This is a genomic window from Nocardiopsis sp. FR4, assembly GCF_009830945.1.
In the GTDB taxonomy this organism is placed as follows: domain Bacteria; phylum Actinomycetota; class Actinomycetes; order Streptosporangiales; family Streptosporangiaceae; genus Nocardiopsis.
On the sequence record NZ_VWVV01000003.1, the window covers coordinates 43,567 to 60,780 of the forward strand.

15 protein-coding genes and 1 pseudogene are annotated in these 17,214 nt (G+C 72.2%); 10 read left to right on the forward strand and 6 right to left on the reverse strand.

What is annotated here, in order from left to right; translation table 11 throughout:
• Positions 1–84: 84 nt before the first annotated feature.
• A complete protein-coding gene (locus FYW95_RS04905) occupies positions 85–2,196 on the reverse strand; it encodes a sensor histidine kinase (RefSeq protein WP_159941604.1) in 2,112 nt (703 codons plus the stop codon).
• Complete coding sequence (locus FYW95_RS04910; RefSeq protein WP_159941605.1) at positions 2,180–2,884, reverse strand: response regulator transcription factor; 705 nt, start codon at positions 2,882–2,884, stop codon at positions 2,180–2,182. The genes FYW95_RS04905 and FYW95_RS04910 overlap by 17 nt, the downstream gene beginning before the upstream one ends.
• A gap of 213 nt (positions 2,885–3,097) precedes the next feature.
• Between FYW95_RS04910 and FYW95_RS04915 the strand changes: the two genes are divergently transcribed.
• Both FYW95_RS04915 and FYW95_RS04920 read left to right on the forward strand, forming a co-directional pair.
• On the forward strand, positions 3,098–3,850 hold the full coding sequence (locus FYW95_RS04915) for a L,D-transpeptidase family protein (RefSeq protein ID WP_236567675.1): 753 nt from the start codon (positions 3,098–3,100) through the stop codon (positions 3,848–3,850).
• A 76-nt stretch (positions 3,851–3,926) separates the two neighbouring features.
• Complete coding sequence (locus tag FYW95_RS04920; protein ID WP_159941606.1) at positions 3,927–4,238, forward strand: hypothetical protein; 312 nt, start codon at positions 3,927–3,929, stop codon at positions 4,236–4,238.
• A gap of 127 nt (positions 4,239–4,365) precedes the next feature.
• Here the strand turns inward: FYW95_RS04920 and FYW95_RS04925 are convergent, their stop codons facing one another.
• Positions 4,366–5,961 carry an FAD-binding oxidoreductase gene (locus tag FYW95_RS04925; protein ID WP_159941607.1) on the reverse strand — a complete coding sequence of 532 codons (1,596 nt, stop codon included), beginning with the start codon at positions 5,959–5,961 and terminating at the stop codon, positions 4,366–4,368.
• A 226-nt stretch (positions 5,962–6,187) separates the two neighbouring features.
• Here FYW95_RS04925 and FYW95_RS04930 point away from each other — a divergent pair, with 226 nt between their 5' ends.
• The 5 genes from FYW95_RS04930 to FYW95_RS04950 all read left to right on the forward strand — a co-directional run bounded on the left by FYW95_RS04930 (position 6,188) and on the right by FYW95_RS04950 (position 10,928).
• A complete protein-coding gene (locus FYW95_RS04930) occupies positions 6,188–7,438 on the forward strand; it encodes an FAD-dependent oxidoreductase (protein WP_159941608.1) in 1,251 nt (416 codons plus the stop codon).
• Between the two features lie 315 nt (positions 7,439–7,753).
• Complete coding sequence (locus tag FYW95_RS04935) at positions 7,754–8,287, forward strand: histidine kinase (protein WP_201294695.1); 534 nt, start codon at positions 7,754–7,756, stop codon at positions 8,285–8,287.
• 76 nt (positions 8,288–8,363) lie between these two features.
• Positions 8,364–9,158 carry a DUF4097 family beta strand repeat-containing protein gene (locus FYW95_RS04940; protein WP_159941610.1) on the forward strand — a complete coding sequence of 265 codons (795 nt, stop codon included), beginning with the start codon at positions 8,364–8,366 and terminating at the stop codon, positions 9,156–9,158.
• 19 nt (positions 9,159–9,177) lie between these two features.
• Positions 9,178–10,143: an ATP-binding cassette domain-containing protein gene (locus tag FYW95_RS04945; RefSeq protein ID WP_159941611.1), complete on the forward strand. Its 966-nt coding sequence runs from the start codon at positions 9,178–9,180 to the stop codon at positions 10,141–10,143.
• Entirely contained in the window at positions 10,140–10,928 is a 789-nt protein-coding gene (locus FYW95_RS04950; protein WP_159941612.1) for an ABC transporter permease, read from the forward strand. The genes FYW95_RS04945 and FYW95_RS04950 overlap by 4 nt, the downstream gene beginning before the upstream one ends.
• A 103-nt stretch (positions 10,929–11,031) precedes the next feature.
• Here FYW95_RS04950 and FYW95_RS04955 read toward each other — a convergent pair whose 3' ends face one another.
• The gene (locus FYW95_RS04955; RefSeq protein WP_159941613.1) at positions 11,032–11,643 is read right to left on the reverse strand and encodes a TetR/AcrR family transcriptional regulator; all 612 of its coding nucleotides are present in this window, start codon (positions 11,641–11,643) and stop codon (positions 11,032–11,034) included.
• Between the two features lie 121 nt (positions 11,644–11,764).
• Here FYW95_RS04955 and FYW95_RS04960 point away from each other — a divergent pair, with 121 nt between their 5' ends.
• The gene (locus FYW95_RS04960; RefSeq protein ID WP_159941614.1) at positions 11,765–12,601 is read left to right on the forward strand and encodes an alpha/beta fold hydrolase; all 837 of its coding nucleotides are present in this window, start codon (positions 11,765–11,767) and stop codon (positions 12,599–12,601) included.
• Positions 12,602–13,062: 461 nt separating this feature from the next.
• Here the strand turns inward: FYW95_RS04960 and FYW95_RS04965 are convergent, their stop codons facing one another.
• Positions 13,063–13,296, reverse strand: coding sequence for a hypothetical protein (locus FYW95_RS04965; RefSeq protein WP_201294697.1), 234 nt, complete (start codon positions 13,294–13,296; stop codon positions 13,063–13,065).
• A gap of 103 nt (positions 13,297–13,399) precedes the next feature.
• Between FYW95_RS04965 and FYW95_RS04970 the strand changes: the two genes are divergently transcribed.
• A complete protein-coding gene (locus FYW95_RS04970) occupies positions 13,400–14,995 on the forward strand; it encodes an MFS transporter (RefSeq protein WP_159941615.1) in 1,596 nt (531 codons plus the stop codon).
• Positions 14,996–15,131: 136 nt separating this feature from the next.
• Here FYW95_RS04970 and FYW95_RS04975 read toward each other — a convergent pair.
• A pseudogene (locus FYW95_RS04975) lies at positions 15,132–15,898 on the reverse strand (transposase family protein).
• 539 nt (positions 15,899–16,437) lie between these two features.
• Here FYW95_RS04975 and FYW95_RS04980 point away from each other — a divergent pair.
• Positions 16,438–17,091, forward strand: a complete 654-nt coding sequence (locus FYW95_RS04980) for a TetR/AcrR family transcriptional regulator C-terminal domain-containing protein (RefSeq protein WP_159941616.1) — start codon at positions 16,438–16,440, stop codon at positions 17,089–17,091.
• Positions 17,092–17,214: the final 123 nt, after the last annotated feature.

Genomic DNA, 17,214 nt, shown 5'->3' on the forward strand with positions numbered 1-17,214 from the left:
GCCGGGCCCTCCCGCCGCCCGGGCACGGCCGCGGGCGGGGCGCCCGGCCCGGACGGTTCCCCTCCGCACCGCCTCCACCTCCGCTCAGGGCCGTGCGCCCGGCCCCGACCCCGGTTCAGGCCCCTCCACCGGCAGCCGCACCGTGAACGTCGTACCCCGCCCCGGTGTGCTGGCGGCCTCCACCGAACCCCCGTGCAGCTCCACCAGGTTGCGCACGATGGCCAGCCCCAGGCCGCTGCCGCCGGTGCGCCGGCTGCGCGACTTGTCCGCCCGCCAGAACCGGTCGAACACGTGCGGCAGGTCCTCCGCCGCGATGCCCACCCCGGTGTCCGCCACCTCGATGACCGCGTCCCCGTCCGCGCGGTACGCCGCCACGGTGACCGTCCCCGGCGCCGGGGTGTGCCGCAGCGCGTTCCCCAGCAGGTTGCCGACCACCTGGGCCAGCCGGGTCCGGTCGGCCGCGACCACCACGCCCTCCTCCGCGTCCGCGACCAGGCGCAGCCCGGCCTCCCCGGCCCGGAGCCGCTGGCCGTCCACCACCTGCTCCACGAGCGCCCCGGCGTCCAGGGGTTCCGGGGACAGCCGCAGCTCCCCGGCGTCCGCCTGGGCCAGGTCCCGCAGGTCGTCGACGATGTCCTGGAGAAGCAGAGTCTCGCCGACCAGCATCCCGATCCGGTCCCGGTCCAGGTCGGCGACCCCGTCCTGGGCCGCCTCCAGCCAACCGCGCAGGTTGCTCAACGGTGTGCGCAGCTCGTGCGAGACGTCGCTGACCATCGCCCTGCGCTGGCCCTCCAGGCGCTCCAGGTGCTCTGACATCTCGTTGAACGCGTCCGCCAGCTGCCCGATCTCCCCGGAGTCGCGCACCTCGACCCGGGAACCCCCGCGCCCCTCGCGCATCCGCCGCACCGCGTCGGTGAGCGCGCGCACGGGCCGGACCAGCCGGGCCGACACCGCCACGCTCACGCCCACCGTCAGCACCAGCACCAGCAGCACCACACTGGCCACCCGCGTGAGGTTTTCCCCGGTCAGCGGGAACACGCCCGCCGCCTCCCGGTCCGGGTCGTCGATGAACAACAGGGCGGCCGGGGCGACGTAGGGGTCCAGCTGGTCGCGGCGGGCCGAGTCCAGGCAGGCCGACGTCCGCGCGTCGAACACCGGGGGCTGGGGGAGGGGCTCGGGCTCCGCCTCCGGAACGTCCGGGCCCCGACCCGGGGTCGGCTGGGCCTCCTCCGGGACCGGGTACCCGGCCCCGCCCGGAGAAGGCTCCTCCGCGGGCGGCTCCGAGGGCGCCCCGCCGACGTCCACGTGCTCCACGGCCTCCGGGGGCGGGTCCGCGGAGACGCCGTCCTCCTCCACCGGAGCCCCCGGGAACGCCTCCTCCGGAGGCGAGGGGTCCCCGGGCGCGCGGGCCTCGTCCGCACTCGCGGAAGGGCTGGGCTCCACGGCCGGAGGGAAGGCCGCGGGGAGCCCCGTGGCCACGTCCATCCGGAACTCGGCCCGCGCCTCCTCGGAGTCCGCGGTACCCAGGCAGTCCAGGACCAGCCGGTTCAGTTCCGCCAACGCCTCCCGCTCCGTCCCGGTGGGCCCGTCCAGCACCGCCAGACCGCAGTCCTCCCACAGGTAGGGGTCCACCTGGGCGCCGGTCACCACGGGGCGCCCGCTGGGCCCCGCCTCCGCCGTCACGGCCAGGCCGTACGACCCGTTCAGGCAGGCCGCGCCGGTCTCGGCCGCATCCAGCAGCCGGGCGGACTCCTCCTCCGCCAGCGCGAACGGGCCCACCGCGCGCGGGTCGATGCGCCCCACGACGTCGGAGGCCAGGGTGACGTCCACCGCCAGCGGGTCGACCACCGACGAGGTGCGCGGCGGCAGCGGCTGGGCGCCGTCCGCCGAGTCCCCGACCAGCCCACGGTTCTCCGTGGTCAGGACGATGCGCCGCCCCGTCTCCTCGGCGAGCTCCCGGACCGTCGCTTGCACGCCGTCCCACTCGGGGTGGGTCGCCGCGTAGGCCACGAGCGTGTCGTGGATGCGGGTGTCCACGGCCAGGGTCTCGCCCTGCTGCACGGTGAGCGACTCCGTGGTCCGCTGCACCGCCAGCCACGCCGTCGCGGTGATCGAGCAGACCGCCACCAGCACCGAGCTCGCCAGCGTCCGGGCCAGCAGGCTGTGCCGCAGCGCGCGCCTAGGCGGACCGGTCATCGGCGGTCCCGACGAGCTTGTAGCCGACGCCGTAGACGGTGACCAGCCGCACCGGCCTGCGCGGGTCGGGTTCCAGCTTCCGGCGCAGGTTCTTCACGTGCACGTCGATGGTGCGCTCGGTGATGAACCGGCTCATGCCGTGGATGTGCTCCAACAGCTGGGCCCGGCTGAGGACCCGCCCCGGCCGCACGGCCAGCGCGGCGAGCAGCTGGAACTCGGCCGGGGTGCAGCGCACGGACGAGCCGTCCACCCGCACCGCGTGGCGCGCCGTGTCCACCGCCACCGGGCCCGCGCGCAGCACCGGATCGGGCTCCTCCGCCTCCCTGCGGGTCCGGCGCAGGAGGGTGCGCACCCGGGCCATCAGCTCACGCGGGCTGAACGGCTTGGTGACGTAGTCGTCCGCGCCCAGGTCCAGCCCCGCCAGCAGGTCGTCCTCGGTGGAGCGCGCGGTGAGCATCAGCACCGCCACGTCGGACTCCGCGCGCAGCGCCCGGCACGCGTCCAGGCCGCTCATGACGGGCATCATCACGTCCAGGACCACCAGGTCGGGGCGCTCGCGGTGGTGCTCCTCGATCACGGCGCGACCGTCGTGGACCACGCGGACGAAGTGCCCCTCGTGCTCCAGGTAGCGGCGGATCAGGTCGGCCTGGTTGACGTCGTCCTCGGCGACCAGCACATGCGCGCACACGGTGTCCTCCGTTCGGCTCGCGGCCCGGGGGCCTCGGTGCGGCTCGATCGTACGCGCCCCCGTACGGGCCCCGGCCGGGCCTTCGGAAGCCGTCCCAGGTCAGCACACGGGACCCACACCACGGGCACACGGGTTCTTCACATCCGTGGACCAGTCTTCGTTGTCGTCCGGCACGGAACAGGCCACCGGACGACTCCCCGAGAACCCGGATGGATGTCCATGCGTCGAGCCACGACAACCGCACGACGACCCCACCGCTCCCTGGCGCCGCTCGCCGCGGCCGCGGCCCTGGCCGCGCTCGCCGCCTGCTCGTCCGCCCCGGCGGCCGAGGACGGAACGGAGACCGCCGTGTCGGCCTCCGGCCCCGGGGGCGCGGAGATCGCCACGGTCGTCGGTGACGGGATCACCGTCCGCACCGAGCCGGGGGGCGACGAGGTGCTGCAGACCCTCGCCAGCCCGAACGACTTCGGCGTGGACCGCGTGTTCCTGGTCGAGGAGAACCGGGGCGAGTGGCTCCGGGTGCTGCTGCCGGTCCGCCCCAACGGCACCACGGGCTGGATCCGGAGCGAGGAGGTGTCGCTGAGCTCCACGCCGTTCCGCGTGGAGGTCGACCTCTCCGAGTTCGCCTTCACCGTCTTCGACGGCGAGGAGGAGGTGCGCGGCGGAGTGATCGGCACGGGGGAGGGCGAGACGCCCACCCCTCCGGGCCGCTACTACTTCACCGAGCTGCTCCGGCCGAAGGACCCGGACGGGCCCTACGGGGTCTACGCCTTCGGGCTGAGCGGGTTCTCCGAGACGCTGGAGACCTTCGCGGGCGGCCCCGGCCAGCTCGCCGTGCACGGCACCGACGACGAGGACGCCCTGGGCCGCCAGGTCAGCCACGGGTGCGTCCGGGTCTCCAACGAGGACGTCACCTGGATGGCCGAGAACCTGCCGATCGGCACCCCGGTCGAGATCTCCGACTGAGCCGGCCGCCGCCGGACCGCGGCGCGGGGCGGCACCCCGCGCGCACGAACCCGACACACAACACCGAGGAACCGCCATGCGCCTGAAGGCCTACCTGATCATCGCCGGTGTCGCCGCGACCGCCCTGTTCGGCGCCGCCCCCGCCTCCGCCGACGACTCCCCGTCCCCCGCTCCCGCCGAGGAGACCCACTGCGTGCCGAAGGAGAAGGAGGAGCAGGCTTCCGGGGCCCCCGCGCCCGCCGGGCCCTGCGAAGAGCCCACTCCGGCCGTTCCGGGGGCCGAGCCGTCCGCCCCGGAGGTCGAACCGTCCGCCCCGGAGGCCACCCCGGCTCCGCCGGAGGCCGCCCCGGCCGCCCCGGTCGAGCAGGACCCGACCTACACCGGCTGACCCGCCGCCCCGCGTCGGGGCCTCCCCGCCGCGGAACCCGGGCTGACGGGCGGCCGCGCCGGCACCGGCGCGGCCGCCGCCGCGCACGGGGCGCCTCCGGCGGGAGGGGAGCCCTCCGCCGGCCGGGTCAGGAGGCGTCCGCCCCCCGTCCGTTCGCGGGAGCGGACGCCGGCTCGGGCGGCTCGACCGACTGCCGGTGGCGGAACACGTTGAGCGGGTCCCACCGCTCCTTGACCCGCCGCAGCCGGGGGTAGGCGTCCTTGTAGTAGAGCGTCGACCAGCGGTCCCGCGAGCGGTTCCACGCCGGGTCGTTGAGGTCGGCGTCGGGGTAGTTGACGTAGCAGCCGTCGGTCGCCTCACCGATCACCGGGACCCCGCCGGTGGCGGCGAAGGTCTTGCGGTAGATGTCGCGGATCCACGCGATGTGCCTGGTCACCGCCGACTCCGGCTCGGTGCGCTTCCAGTACACCTGGTACTGGAGCTTCAGGACCGAGTCGCGCTGGGGTACCGCGGTGTCCCGCGGCGGCTGGTTGACGGCACCGCCGTAGGAGTCCACCTGGATGAGGGCCTCCTTGTTGACGTAGTCGGTGTAGTGCTCCCTGCCCAGGTAGTCCCACATGGCCTCGATCTGCGCCGGGCTGAAGGGCCTGCGCAGGTAGGCCGACTTGTACTTGCCGCACCGGTTCTCACCGGAGCCGTTCAGCACCTGCGTGGCCGTCAGCCAGGGCAGCCGCCGGGGCGTCAGCATGCCCTGGACCGGAGGGTGCTCGCCCATGGGCGCGGCCATCTGCGCGGACTCCGGGGTGAGCGGGCCGTCGACGGTGTCCAGGAACTCCTCCATGGCGCGCCCGCCTCCGGGGTCGTCGGCGTCGACCTGGACGACCAGACCGATCTCGCCGTTGCTCATGTGGTTGAGCTTGAGCATCGCGAACAGCTTGCCGGAGGCCTCGTCCGGGTCCTGGTGGTCGCGGAAGTACTCGCCGTAGGCCGTGACCAGGTCGGCGAACTGCCGCTTGGTGAAGTCGGACCACCGCCACGAGCGGCCGGTCAGCAGTACGTGGGACGGGGGCTCGGGCAGGTCGCGGAACCAGAAGCGGGTGACCAGCCCGAAGTTGCCGCCACCGCCGCCGGTGTGCGCCCACAGCAGGTCGCGCCGGTCGGGGTCGGGGTCGTCGCGCGTGGCCAGGACGAGTTCCACGGAGCGGTCGGGGCGCACCACCGCCACCTCCACCGCGTACAGGTAGTCCACGGTGAGCCCGTGCTGGCGCGAGAGCAGGCCGAAGCCGCCGCCGGTCACGTGGCCGCCCGTCCCCACCGAGTAGCAGGATCCGCCCGGCAGGGCCCGCCCGCTGAGCGGGTACAGGTGGCTGTAGACGTGCCAGTTGGTGGCCCCCGCCTCCACGCAGTACGCCTCCAGGCCGGGGTCGTGGTAGACCCCGCACATGGGGCTGACGTCCAGGATCACGCGGACGTCGTCACCGCAGACGAAGTCCTCGTAGCAGTGGCCGCCCGAACGCACGGTGACGCGCGTACGGGAGCCGTCCCCGCCGTCCTGGTTCACCGCCTCGGACAGGGCGCGCGCCGCGCCCTCGGGCGAGCCCACCAGCCGGACGTAGTCGGGCCGGGCGATCCAGCGCTGGTTGAACCCCCGGTTCAGCGCCGGGTAGCGGCTGTCGGAGGGCGAAACGGTGGTCAGGGGAGGAATGCCGTGGTCACGGGTCATGCGGGCCGCCTGTGCTGAGAGGTGCGACAAGACACCCCTTCGTTACCCTGCGTGAGGGGACGCGAAAAGCAATCATGCGCTTCTCCGGAGTTACGGACGGTGGCGGGCGTCCGTAAGCGGGCCGGTTCCGGCACCGAAAGGGGCCGCGGACGCACGCTCCCCCGCCCGGCACGGCGCGCCGGGCGGAGTACCGGACCGGCGGGCACCGCTGATCTACGCTGGCCGCATGAGTGATCTGCGCTGCGACGCCGTGGTCGTGGGAGCGGGCGTGGCCGGGCTGGTCGCCGCGGTCGACCTCGCCGCCGCCGGACTCGACGTCACCGTCGTGGAGGCCGAGGAGAGCGTGGGGGGACGCGTCCGCAGCACCGTGCGGGACGGCTACGTGCTCGACCGCGGCTTCCAGGTCCTCAACACCGCCTACCCGGCGGTCCGCCGGCGCCTGGACCTGGACGCCCTGCGGCTGCGGTCCTTCCCCAAGGGCATGGCGGTGCGCACCGACCGCGGGCTGCTGCGCCTGCGCGCGACACCCTCCGGAGCCCTGTCGTCGCTGTCCCTGCTCTCCGGATCGCTCGTGCGTACCTCCGACCTCCTGCGCCTGCTGGCCATGGTGGCCGGGGACGCCCTGGAGCCCGCCGACCGGCTCAAGAGGCGGCCCGAGACCGACACGCTCACCGCGCTGCGCGAGCGCGGCCTCGGCCGGCGGGCGGTCAACACGCTGGTCCGTCCCTTCCTCACCGGCGTCTTCCTCGACGAGTCCCTGAGTACCTCCAGCCGGGTCAACGACCTGGTCTGGCGCAGCTTCGCGCGGGGACGCCTGACCGTGCCCGAGGCGGGGATCCAGGCCGTGTCCGAGCAGCTGGCCGCCCGGGCCGGGGGAGCGCGGTTCCTGCTGGGGACGCCCGTGCACGAGGTGGCGCCCGGACGGGTGCGGACCGAGGCCGGGACCGTGCGGGCCCGCGCCGTCGTGGTCGCCGTCGGCCCGGGCGCGGTCCACCGGCTCCTGCCCTCGCTGCCCGCCCCGGTGCTGCGGCCCGCCACCACCTACTTCCACACCCGGCCCGTCCGCCCGAGGGAGGAACCCCTCCTGCACGTGGACGGCCGCTCCCGGCGCGGCACCACCAAGCTGACCAGCGTCATGGTGATGACGGCCACCGCCCCGTCCTACGCCCCGCCCGGACGCGCCCTCATCGCCTCCTCCACCGTGGGGCCGGAGCAGCCGCCGGAGGCCGCGGTGCGCGCCGAGGCCGCCCGGATCCTGGGCACCGGCGGCGGGGACTGGGAGCACCTGGACACCGTGCACGTCCCCGACGCCCTGCCCGCCGCGCCGCCGCCCATGGGCGACCTGCGCCGCCCCGTCACCCTGGCGGAGGGCCTCTACGTGGCTGGGGACCACCGGGACACGCCCTCGCTCCAGGGGGCCATGGTCAGCGGGGGACGGGCCGCCGCGGCGGTGCTGGCCGACCTCGCCGGGGACTGAGCGACCGCTCCGGGCCGGTCCCCGTTCCGGGGGGCACCGTGCGCGACGGTGCCCCGGGACCGGCTCGGCGCCGTCTCCGCCCGCCTGCCGAGTGCCTCCTGCTACGCCGGTCGAGGTCACGATGGCCGGGAGGCGGGGGCGGGGCGCCGGTGCGGCGGACTTCACCGAGGAGGAAGGGCTTCGCACCGATATCGCCGAACACGCGGTCCGCGCGCTGGAGGAGTCCGGGTGGCGGCCCGGGGCGCGGCGCCGATGGCGTCTCCCTGCCCGCAATGACGCTTGACATGACGTCACTTATGGCGCCATGATGACATCATGGATCTGATGCCGTATGTCGACGAACTCCGCCGCCAGCTCATGGTGGCCGCCGAAGCCGGGGACGAGGACACCCGGGCCACCGCCGAGCGCCTCAGCGCGGCCCTGGAATCCGCCGCGCGGCTGACCCTGCTGGAGGCCCTGTCCGCCGCCGCGGACGAGATCACCCGCGACCTCGCCCCCGGATCGGTCGAGCTTCGGCTGCGCGGGCGCCAGCCCGACTTCATCGTGACGTCACCCGAGTTCGACGACGTCGACGAGGGTGGCATCACGACGCCACATCCGCACCTGGGTGACGCCGGGGAACCCGGGGGGCAGCTCCGGGCCGGGGACGAGGACGGGGGCACGTCGCGGATCACCCTCCGCCTGCCCGACCGCCTCAAGCCGCGGGTCGAGGAGGCGGCCCGCGCCGAGGGGCTCTCGGTCAACGCCTGGCTCGTGCGCGCCGTGGGAGCGGCGCTCGACGGCGGCAGGCGCCGCCCCGAGGGCCGGGCGCGCCAGGTCGGCCGCGGCTACACCGGCTGGGCCCGCTGACCGGACCCGACCGACTTCCTCCACCACGTCTCCCATCAGCGGAGACATCCACCACCGCCATTCCAGGGAGACAGCCATGCCAACTTTCGACACCCCCGGACCGGTCACCGCCGACATCAACCTGATCGCCGGAGCCGTCCAGATCCACGCCGGAGACCACACCGAGACCACCGTCGAGGTCCGCCCGCGCGACGCCGCCAAGGAGAGCGACGTGCGGGCCGCCGAGCAGGTCGAGGTCGACCACGCCGGAGGACGCCTGCATGTGCGGGACTCCTCCACCTCGGCCCTGGGCCGGATGTTCCGCAAGGGCACGGTCGACATCACCGTCGAACTGCCCGCGGGCTCGCGCGTCCGCTTCACGGGCGACTACGCCAACGTCCGCTGCGAGGGCCTCCTGAGCGCCGCGGCGATCACCAACTCCACCGGCAACATCGCCGTGGACCGCGCCACCGGCGACGTCGAGCTCACCACGGGGCACGGCTGGATCCGGGTGGGCGAGGTCGGCGGCTCCGCCGAGGTCAAGACCACCACCGGCACCATCACCCTCGGCACGGTGGCCGGAGAGCTCCGGGCGAAGTCCGCGCACGGCGACATCGCCGTCGAGCGGGCGCTGGCCTCCGCCACCGTCCGCAACAGTTACGGCAGCGTCCGGCTCGGCCAGGTGGTCAGCGGCCGCGTCGACCTGGAGAACTCCTACGGCGAACTGGAGATCGGCGTCCGCGAGGGCACCGCCGCCTGGTTGGACGTGGTCTCCACCAAGGGCGTCGTGCGCAGTTCCCTGGAGGCCGCCGAGGAGCCCGCCCCCGCCGAGGAGACCGTCCAGGTCCGCGCCCGCACGGTGCACGGCGACATCACGGTCCACCGGTCCTGACCCGAGGAGAAGACGGACAATGACCCAGCACACCCCCCGCACGGCCGTCACGGTCACCGGGCTGCGCAAGTCCTACGGCGACCACGTCGTCCTGGACGGAATCGACCTGGAGATCCCCGCGGGAACGATCTTCTCGCTGCTCGGCCCCAACGGCGCCGGCAAGACCACCATCGTCAAGATCCTGTCCACCCTGATCAGCGCCGACGGCGGCCGGGCCGGGGTCCTCGGGCACGACGTGGCCGAGGACCCCGACGCGGTGCGCGCCGCGATCGGCGTCACCGGGCAGTACTCGGCGGTGGACGGCCTGCTCACCGGCCGGGAGAACCTGGTGCTCATGGCGAGGCTGAACCGCCTGGGCCGGGCCCGTGCCCGGAGCCGCGCCACAGAGCTCCTGGAGCGGTTCGACCTGGCCGACGCGGCGGGCAAGCCGGCCTCCACCTACTCCGGGGGCATGCGCCGCCGGCTCGACCTGGCGATGACCCTGGTGGGCGAGCCGCGGCTGATCTTCCTCGACGAACCGACCACCGGCCTGGACCCGCGCAGCCGCCGCGACATGTGGCAGATCATCCGCGAGCTCGTGGCCGACGGCGTCACCGTCTTCCTCACCACGCAGTACCTGGAGGAGGCCGACCAGCTCGCCGACCGGATCGCGGTCCTGGACCACGGCACGATCGTGGCCCAGGGCACCGCGGCCGAGCTCAAGCGCCGGGTTCCCGGCGGCCACGTCCGCCTGCGCTTCGCCGGGGCCGACGCGCTGGAGTCGGCGGCCCGGACCCTGGGCGGAGAGGCCGACCCCGAAGCGCTCGCGCTCGACGTCCCCGGCGGGGGAGGCGTCGCCTCGCTGCGCCACCTCCTGGACCGCCTCGACGCCGCGTCGGTCACCCCGGAGGAGCTGTCGGTGCACACCCCGGACCTCGACGACGTCTTCCTCGCGCTCACGGGCCACCGGAACGCGGACGACAACGCACGGAAGGTGAACCGATGACCGCCCTCACCCACGCCGTCGGCGACTCGGCCACGATGGTCTCCCGCCAGCTGCGGCGCATGCTCCGCTACCCGTCCATGACGCTGATCCTGGCCGGGACGCCGATCCTCCTGCTCCTGCTGTTCGTGTACGTCTTCGGCGGGGCCATGGGCACCGGAGCGGGCGCCGCCGCCAGCCGCGCCGACTACCTCGACTACGTCGCCCCCGGGATCATGCTGATCGCGGTGGCGAGCGCGGCGCAGGGAACGGCCATCTCGGTGGCCATGGACATGACCGAGGGCATCGTCGCCCGCTTCCGCACCATGGCCATCGCCCGGGTGTCGGTCCTGACCGGCCACGTCGTCGGGAGCCTGGTCCAGACGATGCTGATCACGGCCCTGGTCACCGGGGTGGCGCTGCTCATCGGCTTCCGTCCCACGGCCGGACCGGCCGAGTGGCTGGCCGCCGCCGGCCTGCTGGCGCTGGTCTCGTTCGCCCTGACGTGGCTGTCGGTGGCCCTGGGCCTGGTGTCCAAGACCGTCGAGTCCGCGAGCAACCTACCCATGCCGCTGGTCTTCCTGCCCTTCCTGGGCAGCGGCTTCGCGCCGACCGAGACGCTGCCGGCCGGGCTGCGCTGGTTCGCCGAGTACCAGCCGTTCACGCCGATCATCGAGACCCTGCGCGGGCTGCTGATGGGGACCGGGACCGGGAACAGCGGGACCCTCGCGGTCGCCTGGTGCCTCGGCATCGCGCTGCTCTCCTACCTCTGGGCGAAGAGGCTCTACAACCGCGACCCGGCCGCCTAGGGCCGGTCCCGGCCGGGGCTCCCCGGCTCCGGACCAGGGAGAACCCGGGGCTCCTCTCCTCCCTCCGAGGAGAGGAGCCCCGTCCCGCCGCGCGGATTCCCGCTCACGCGCCGGGCGCCGAGCGGATCTCCGCACTCTGCTCCGTGCCGGAACCCGCTGCGGCCAGGGCGGCGTCGATGAGCACCTCGGCGGCCTCGCGTGCCCGGTCGGCCGCCTCCGCCTGACCGGTGATCGCGGCGGTGGTCTGGGCGCCCTCCGCCAGGAGGGCCAGCTGCGCGGCCAGCGAGGGGTCGGCGCCGATCCGCTCCACCAGCTCGCCCAGGTAGCGCTGGAAGGACACCTTGTGCTCGCGTGCGATGCCGGCGACGTCGGAGTTGACCGTTCCCAGTTCGGCGAAGGCGTTGATGAACCCGCACCCCCGGAAGTCCTCCTCGCAGAACCAGTCGGACAGGAACCCGTAGACCGCCAGCAGTTTCTCCCGGGGCGTGCCCGCCGCGTCCACGTGTGCGTCCAGCCCCTCGGCCCACAGGCGCCTGCGGTGGCGCAGGACCGCCATGACGATGTCGTCCTTGGAGGGGAAGAGCTGGTAGAGGCGGCGCAGGGAGACCCCCGCCGCGTCCCGCAGCTGGTCCATGCCCACGGACGAGAAGCCCCGCGTGTAGTAGAGCCGGTCGGCCGCGGCGATGATGCGCTGACGGTACTCCTCATTGTCCATGCCACCAGTGTACTTGCGCTGAGAACGATCGTTCTCTAGGCTTCGGAGTAGGCGAGAACGATCGTTCTCGCACACGGCCTCGAATGAGAACGATCATTCTCAACGAGAGAGGGAGTCCACCATGGGACGCATCACCGTCGGGACCGAGAACAGCACCCCGATCGAGCTGTACTACGAGGACCAGGGCACCGGCCGGCCCGTCGTCCTCGTCCACGGCTACCCGCTCGACGGCCACTCCTGGGAGAAGCAGACCGCCGCCCTGCTCGACGCCGGTTACCGGGTCATCACCTACGACCGCCGCGGCTTCGGCCAGTCCTCCCAGCCCTCCACCGGCTACGACTACGACACCTTCGCCGCCGACCTCAACACGGTCATGGAGACGCTCGACCTCACCGACGCCGTCCTGGTCGGCTTCTCCATGGGCACCGGCGAGGTCGCCCGCTACCTGGGCGCCTACGGTTCGGCCCGCGTGGCCAAGGCCGCCTTCCTGGCCTCCCTGGAGCCCTTCCTCCTCAAGAGCGAGGACAACCCCGACGGCGCCGCGCCCCGCGAGTTCTTCGAGAACGTCGTCGTCACGGTCAAGGCCGACAGGTACGCCTACTTCACCGGCTTCTTCGAGGACTTCTACAACCTGGAGGAGAACCTGGGCACCCGTATCAGCGAGGAGGCCGTCCGCAACAGCTGGAACGTCGCCGCGGGCTCGGGAGCCGTCGCCGCGGCGGCCGCGCCGCTGACCTGGTTCACCGACTTCCGCGCCGACATCCCCAGGATCGACGTCCCCGCGCTGATCCTGCACGGCACGGCGGACAACATCCTGCCGATCGACGCCACCGGCCGCGCGTTCTCCGCGGCGCTGCCGTCGGCGGACTACGTCGAGGTCGAGGGAGCCCCGCACGGCCTGCTGTGGACCCACGCCGAGGAGGTCAACGAGGCCCTGCTGGCCTTCCTCGCCAAGTAGGCCCTCACCACAGGGCCCCGGGAGCGACCGCGCCCCCGGGGCCCCTGCCGCGCGCGGTGTCCGCGGTCAGACCGTGGTCGACTGTGTCACCCCAGGTCACCAATACCCCGTCGAGGGCGCGGAAGCCACCCTTCACCGCGTATGCGCAACGCCGCCGCAAGCGGGCTCCCGGGCGAGTCATCGGTGCCGGCCCGCCGCCGCGCGGGCCGCCGTTCGCGGTGGTGGTTCCCGGGCCGACCCCGGCCATGGGCTCCTCATACTCCGACCGCTCGGGACTCCCCCGCCGACGTTTCCTGGGCCGGTGTCCGCCCTGCCCGGGGCAGGACTCGGGCGGGCCGTGTCCGCGGCGGCCGGTGATGTCACCCGAGGGGGCGCGTCGACACCCGTGCGGTAGGAGGACCAGGGCGAAATCGCCCGTATCGGTTCGATGGCCCGGTGCTCCTCGCGGCCGTCCCCGGTCATCACCTCCGGTTCCACACGGTCACGAGGTAGATGACGATCGCGTTGCGGTCGCCCGCGATCTCGGCCGACCCCCAGTCGGGATAGGCGGCAGCCACGTGCCGCTCGATCGAGCCGAAGATCCACAGGTCGAGGAGCGGCAGCACGATGCAGACCAACTGCAGGCCCGCGTCGATCTGCGCTGCCTGGACCACGGACTGCCAGCGCCCCGTGCGGGTCTTGTTCTGCACGTCCATCGGAACCCTCCGTTTGTTCATGCGTTCTGCCGACGAGTCTCTTACGGTGTATGTTTAAGTTCCACACTGCTCTTACGTCGTAAGTCTCTGCGAGGAGGAAGAGATGACGTCTCAGGGCGACAACGCCGACCCGCCCGAAGCAGCCGGGAGTGGCGTGTCACGCCGTCTGCGCGGGCACCCCTGGTGGACGCTGATCGCCGTCGCGCTCGGCGTGATGATGACCGACCTGAACATGACGATCGTCGCGGTGGCCAATCCGGTGCTGCAGCGCGATCTCGGCGCGTCCCTGACGGACGTGCAGTGGATCACCAACGCCTACCTGCTCGCCCTGGCGATCTCGCTCATTCCCGCGGGCAGGCTCGGTGACCGGTTCGGACACCGGACGATCTTCCTCGTCGGGGTGGCGGGCTTCGCGGTCACCGCGGCGCTCATCGCCGTCTCCGGCCACATGTGGGTGATGATCGCGCTGCGCGTGCTCCAGGGGGTGAGCGGCGCGCTCATCATGCCCTCCGGCCTGAGCCTGCTGCGAGCGACCTTCCCGGCCGACCGGCTGACCATGGCGATCGGCGTCTACGGCATGGTGATCGGCGCCTCCACCGCAGCCGGACCCCTGGTGGGCGGCCTGCTGGTGGAGCACGTCGGTTGGGAGTCGGTGTTCCTCCTCAACGTCCCGATCGGCGTGGTGATCCTGGCGCTGGGCCTGGCCGTGCTCAAGGCGCACCGTGCGGAGAAGGCCACCCGTACCTTCGACGTCGCGGGGATCGCCCTGCTGAGCGCGGCCATGTTCTGCTTGCTCTGGCCACTGGTGAACGCCGAGGCCCTGCGCCGCGGCGAGGCCGGGACCTGGGCCTTCCTGGGCGCGTCCGCGGTGCTGCTGGCACTGTTCGTCCTGGTGGAGAGGCGGGCCGCTGAACCACTGCTGCCGCGCCGACTGTTCGCCTCCGGATCGCTCCTGGCCGGGGTGGTGCTGGTCACGCTGATGGCCTTCGCCCTGGTCGGCGGACTCTTCTTCATGACCTTCTACCTGCAGAACATCCAAGGGCTGGGAGCAGGCGAGAGCGGGCTGCGGCTGCTGCCGCTGACCGGCATGATGATCGTCGCCGCGCCCCTGGCCGGACGGCTAATCACCGCCGTCGGTGCGCGGGTGCCGATGGTGGTCGGCATGCTCTTCACCGCCACGGCCCTGGTGGGCGTGGCGAACCTGGACGCGGGCTCCTCGACCGTCGTCACCCTGGGCTGGTTCGCCCTGCTGGGCCTGGGCATGGCACCGGTGATCGTGGGGGCGACCGGCGTCATCGTCGGCAACGCGCCCATCGAACTGGCCGGGGTGGCCAGCGGTCTGCACCAGTCCGCCCTCCAGCTCGGCGGCAGCCTGGGTACCGCGGTGCTCAGCGGCGTGATGGCGGCGCGCGTGTCCACGGCCCTGCCCGAACGGTGGGCCGACGCGGGCCTGGAGCCGCTGGAAGACGACGAACTGCGGGAGACCGCCGAAGTGGTCTCCGTCGGCGCCGCCCCGGTCCCCGAGGGGGCCTCGGCGCAGCTCACCGACCAGATCGCCGCGGTGGCGCAGGCGACCTTCCTCGATGGGATGACCACGGCGTTCCTCGTCGCCGCGGGCGTCGCCCTCGTGGGCGCCTGCGTCGCCCTCGGCGTGAGGAGCGGTACCACCTCCGAGGCGGACCTGACCCATTCTCGGTGAGCGGGCACGCCCGTGCCGTTCTCCGGCCCAGTACCCCCGGTCCGGCCGCGGATCCCGGGCCGGAGAGCGCTCGATTCCTCGACCGCATTCGTATATCTTTGGCGGAGCCCAGTGGAATCCGATTATTGAGCGCTTTTCATCCTGTCTCGCGGAGCTGAAGCACTAGCACGGCTCGGGTGATCTCTCCGGCTCGGTGCGGGCAGCACCGCAGCCGACGGAGGATGTCCCAGTTCTTGAGCTGGGCGATGGCCCGCTCGCCGGGGCTGCGAAGCTTGGCGTGCTCGGAGTTGGCGTCCTTCTTCCACTGCGGCTTGCCCCGGCCCTTGAACGGGCACAACACCACCTCCGACAGACCCACGTACCCCTTGTCGCCCAGGCCGAGCAGACCCGAGGCCTTGATGCGCTCGGCAATCCCCCCACACCCGTGCGGCTCTGGTCTCGTGTACCGATCCCAGCAGCGACCATGAGGTCCACAGGGGTTCACCGTCCGGGGCCGCGACGACCTGGATGTTCATGCCGTGTTGTCTGTGCTTGCCGGAGTAGAACGGCCGGTCGGCTCCCACACGGTCGCAGGCGATCAGGGTGCCGTCGATGACCACGTAGGCCCACCCTTTCCGGCGTGCGCGGCGTAGGCCCTGTTCGAGGGTGGGGTGCCTGCTGGGCGAGCAGGGCCGTGGTCTCGCGCACGTACCGCCAGGCGGTCGTGGTGCCTACCTCGGACCCCGCGGCGATCTGGGCGAAGGGCTCGCCCTTGTAGAGGTGGACCAACACGAGTAGGGCCTGCTGCGCGGGATCCAGGCGCCGCCATCGGGAGCAGGTGTTCCTGCGGTGGGTGCGCATGGTGCGGGCGGCCAGGTTCAGGGCGCGACCTGACAACGGCAGGGCGGCACGGTACAACAGCATGTGAAGTCTCTGGTGCTGGTTCTTTTTGGTCGAAAACCCGTCTACCAGGGGCTTCTTGCTGTCAGGGGTGGTTCAGCGCGAGTGGTACAGGCCTGTGACCTGCACCTTCAGGATGAAAAAGGCTCACTGAATCAATGGGGTAGTTGATCCGCACCTGAACCCGATATCAAGGAAGAGCGGGTGTGCGGGAGCTCCGAAGCGCGCATGTGCCTACCCGTGAGGGGCCTGGCCTGTGCGAATCCTGTCCTTCCGGTCTCGGCTGATGCGCGGGTCCTCCTCCTGGCCCGGACGCGCGGTCGGGCCGTTCGGTATCTGTTCTCTCGGCATCTCGGCGGGTCGTGCGTCGGGTATCGGCCCCGCGTCAGAGCGAGGGCGGAGGCTGTCTCCACGTACGCTGTTCCGCAACCGGATTACCTGGAATCATGCCGATCTTCGCAGGTCGACGCGTTTTCTTACCCTGTAAGATCCTCAAGGAAAGAGTACGTAAACCACGAGCTGGCCGTCAAGCCGAAAGGCGACGGCTGGGCCGAAGGAGGGCCATGCCGGTCAAGCGCACACGTGGTCAGCGGGCGGGGTTAACGAGACAGGGCATCCTCGAGGCCGGGCTCGATCTGGCCGACCGCGAGGGTCTCGCGGCCCTGTCCATGAGGCACCTCGGCGCCGAACTGGGCGTGGAGGCCATGACCCTGTACCACTACATCCCCAATAAGGACGCACTTCTGGACGGCATAGTGGAATGCGTCGTCTCAAAGGCCATTCCTCCCCGGTTCACCGATGCGGCCTGGCAGGAAAAGCTGAGGAGTTACGCCAGTTCGCTCGCCTCGGTTATGGCGGCCCATCCGAACGTCGTGCCCCTCGTTATGCTCCAGCCCGCGGTCACCTCACGGAACATGGAGACCATGGAGTCCATGCTCCAGTCGCTGTACTCGGCCGGGTTCGATCTGCAGCAGGCCGTGGACGTGGTCTACACACTGACCGGGTTCGTCCTCGGGCACGTCGCGGTCCAAGCGGGCATTCAGGGCGTCCGGTCGCACGGGCGGCCGGCCGAGGGGCGCGCACTCGATATCGACGAGGAACGCTATCCCCTGCTCGCCCAGGCGGACAAGGTGTCGGAGAGGGGCACACGGTTCGAATTCGCCTTGAACGCTCTGATCACAGGATTCGAGATGGCGCGTTCGGCGTCCAGGTCCTGAGCACATCCGGAACCCAAATTGACTCTTACCTCGTAAGAGTCATGCGGTTACCCTAGGGAAGGAGGCGTGACGGCGACAGATTCGAGAGGAAGACCGTGGCAACTCGACAACGCGGATCCCTGT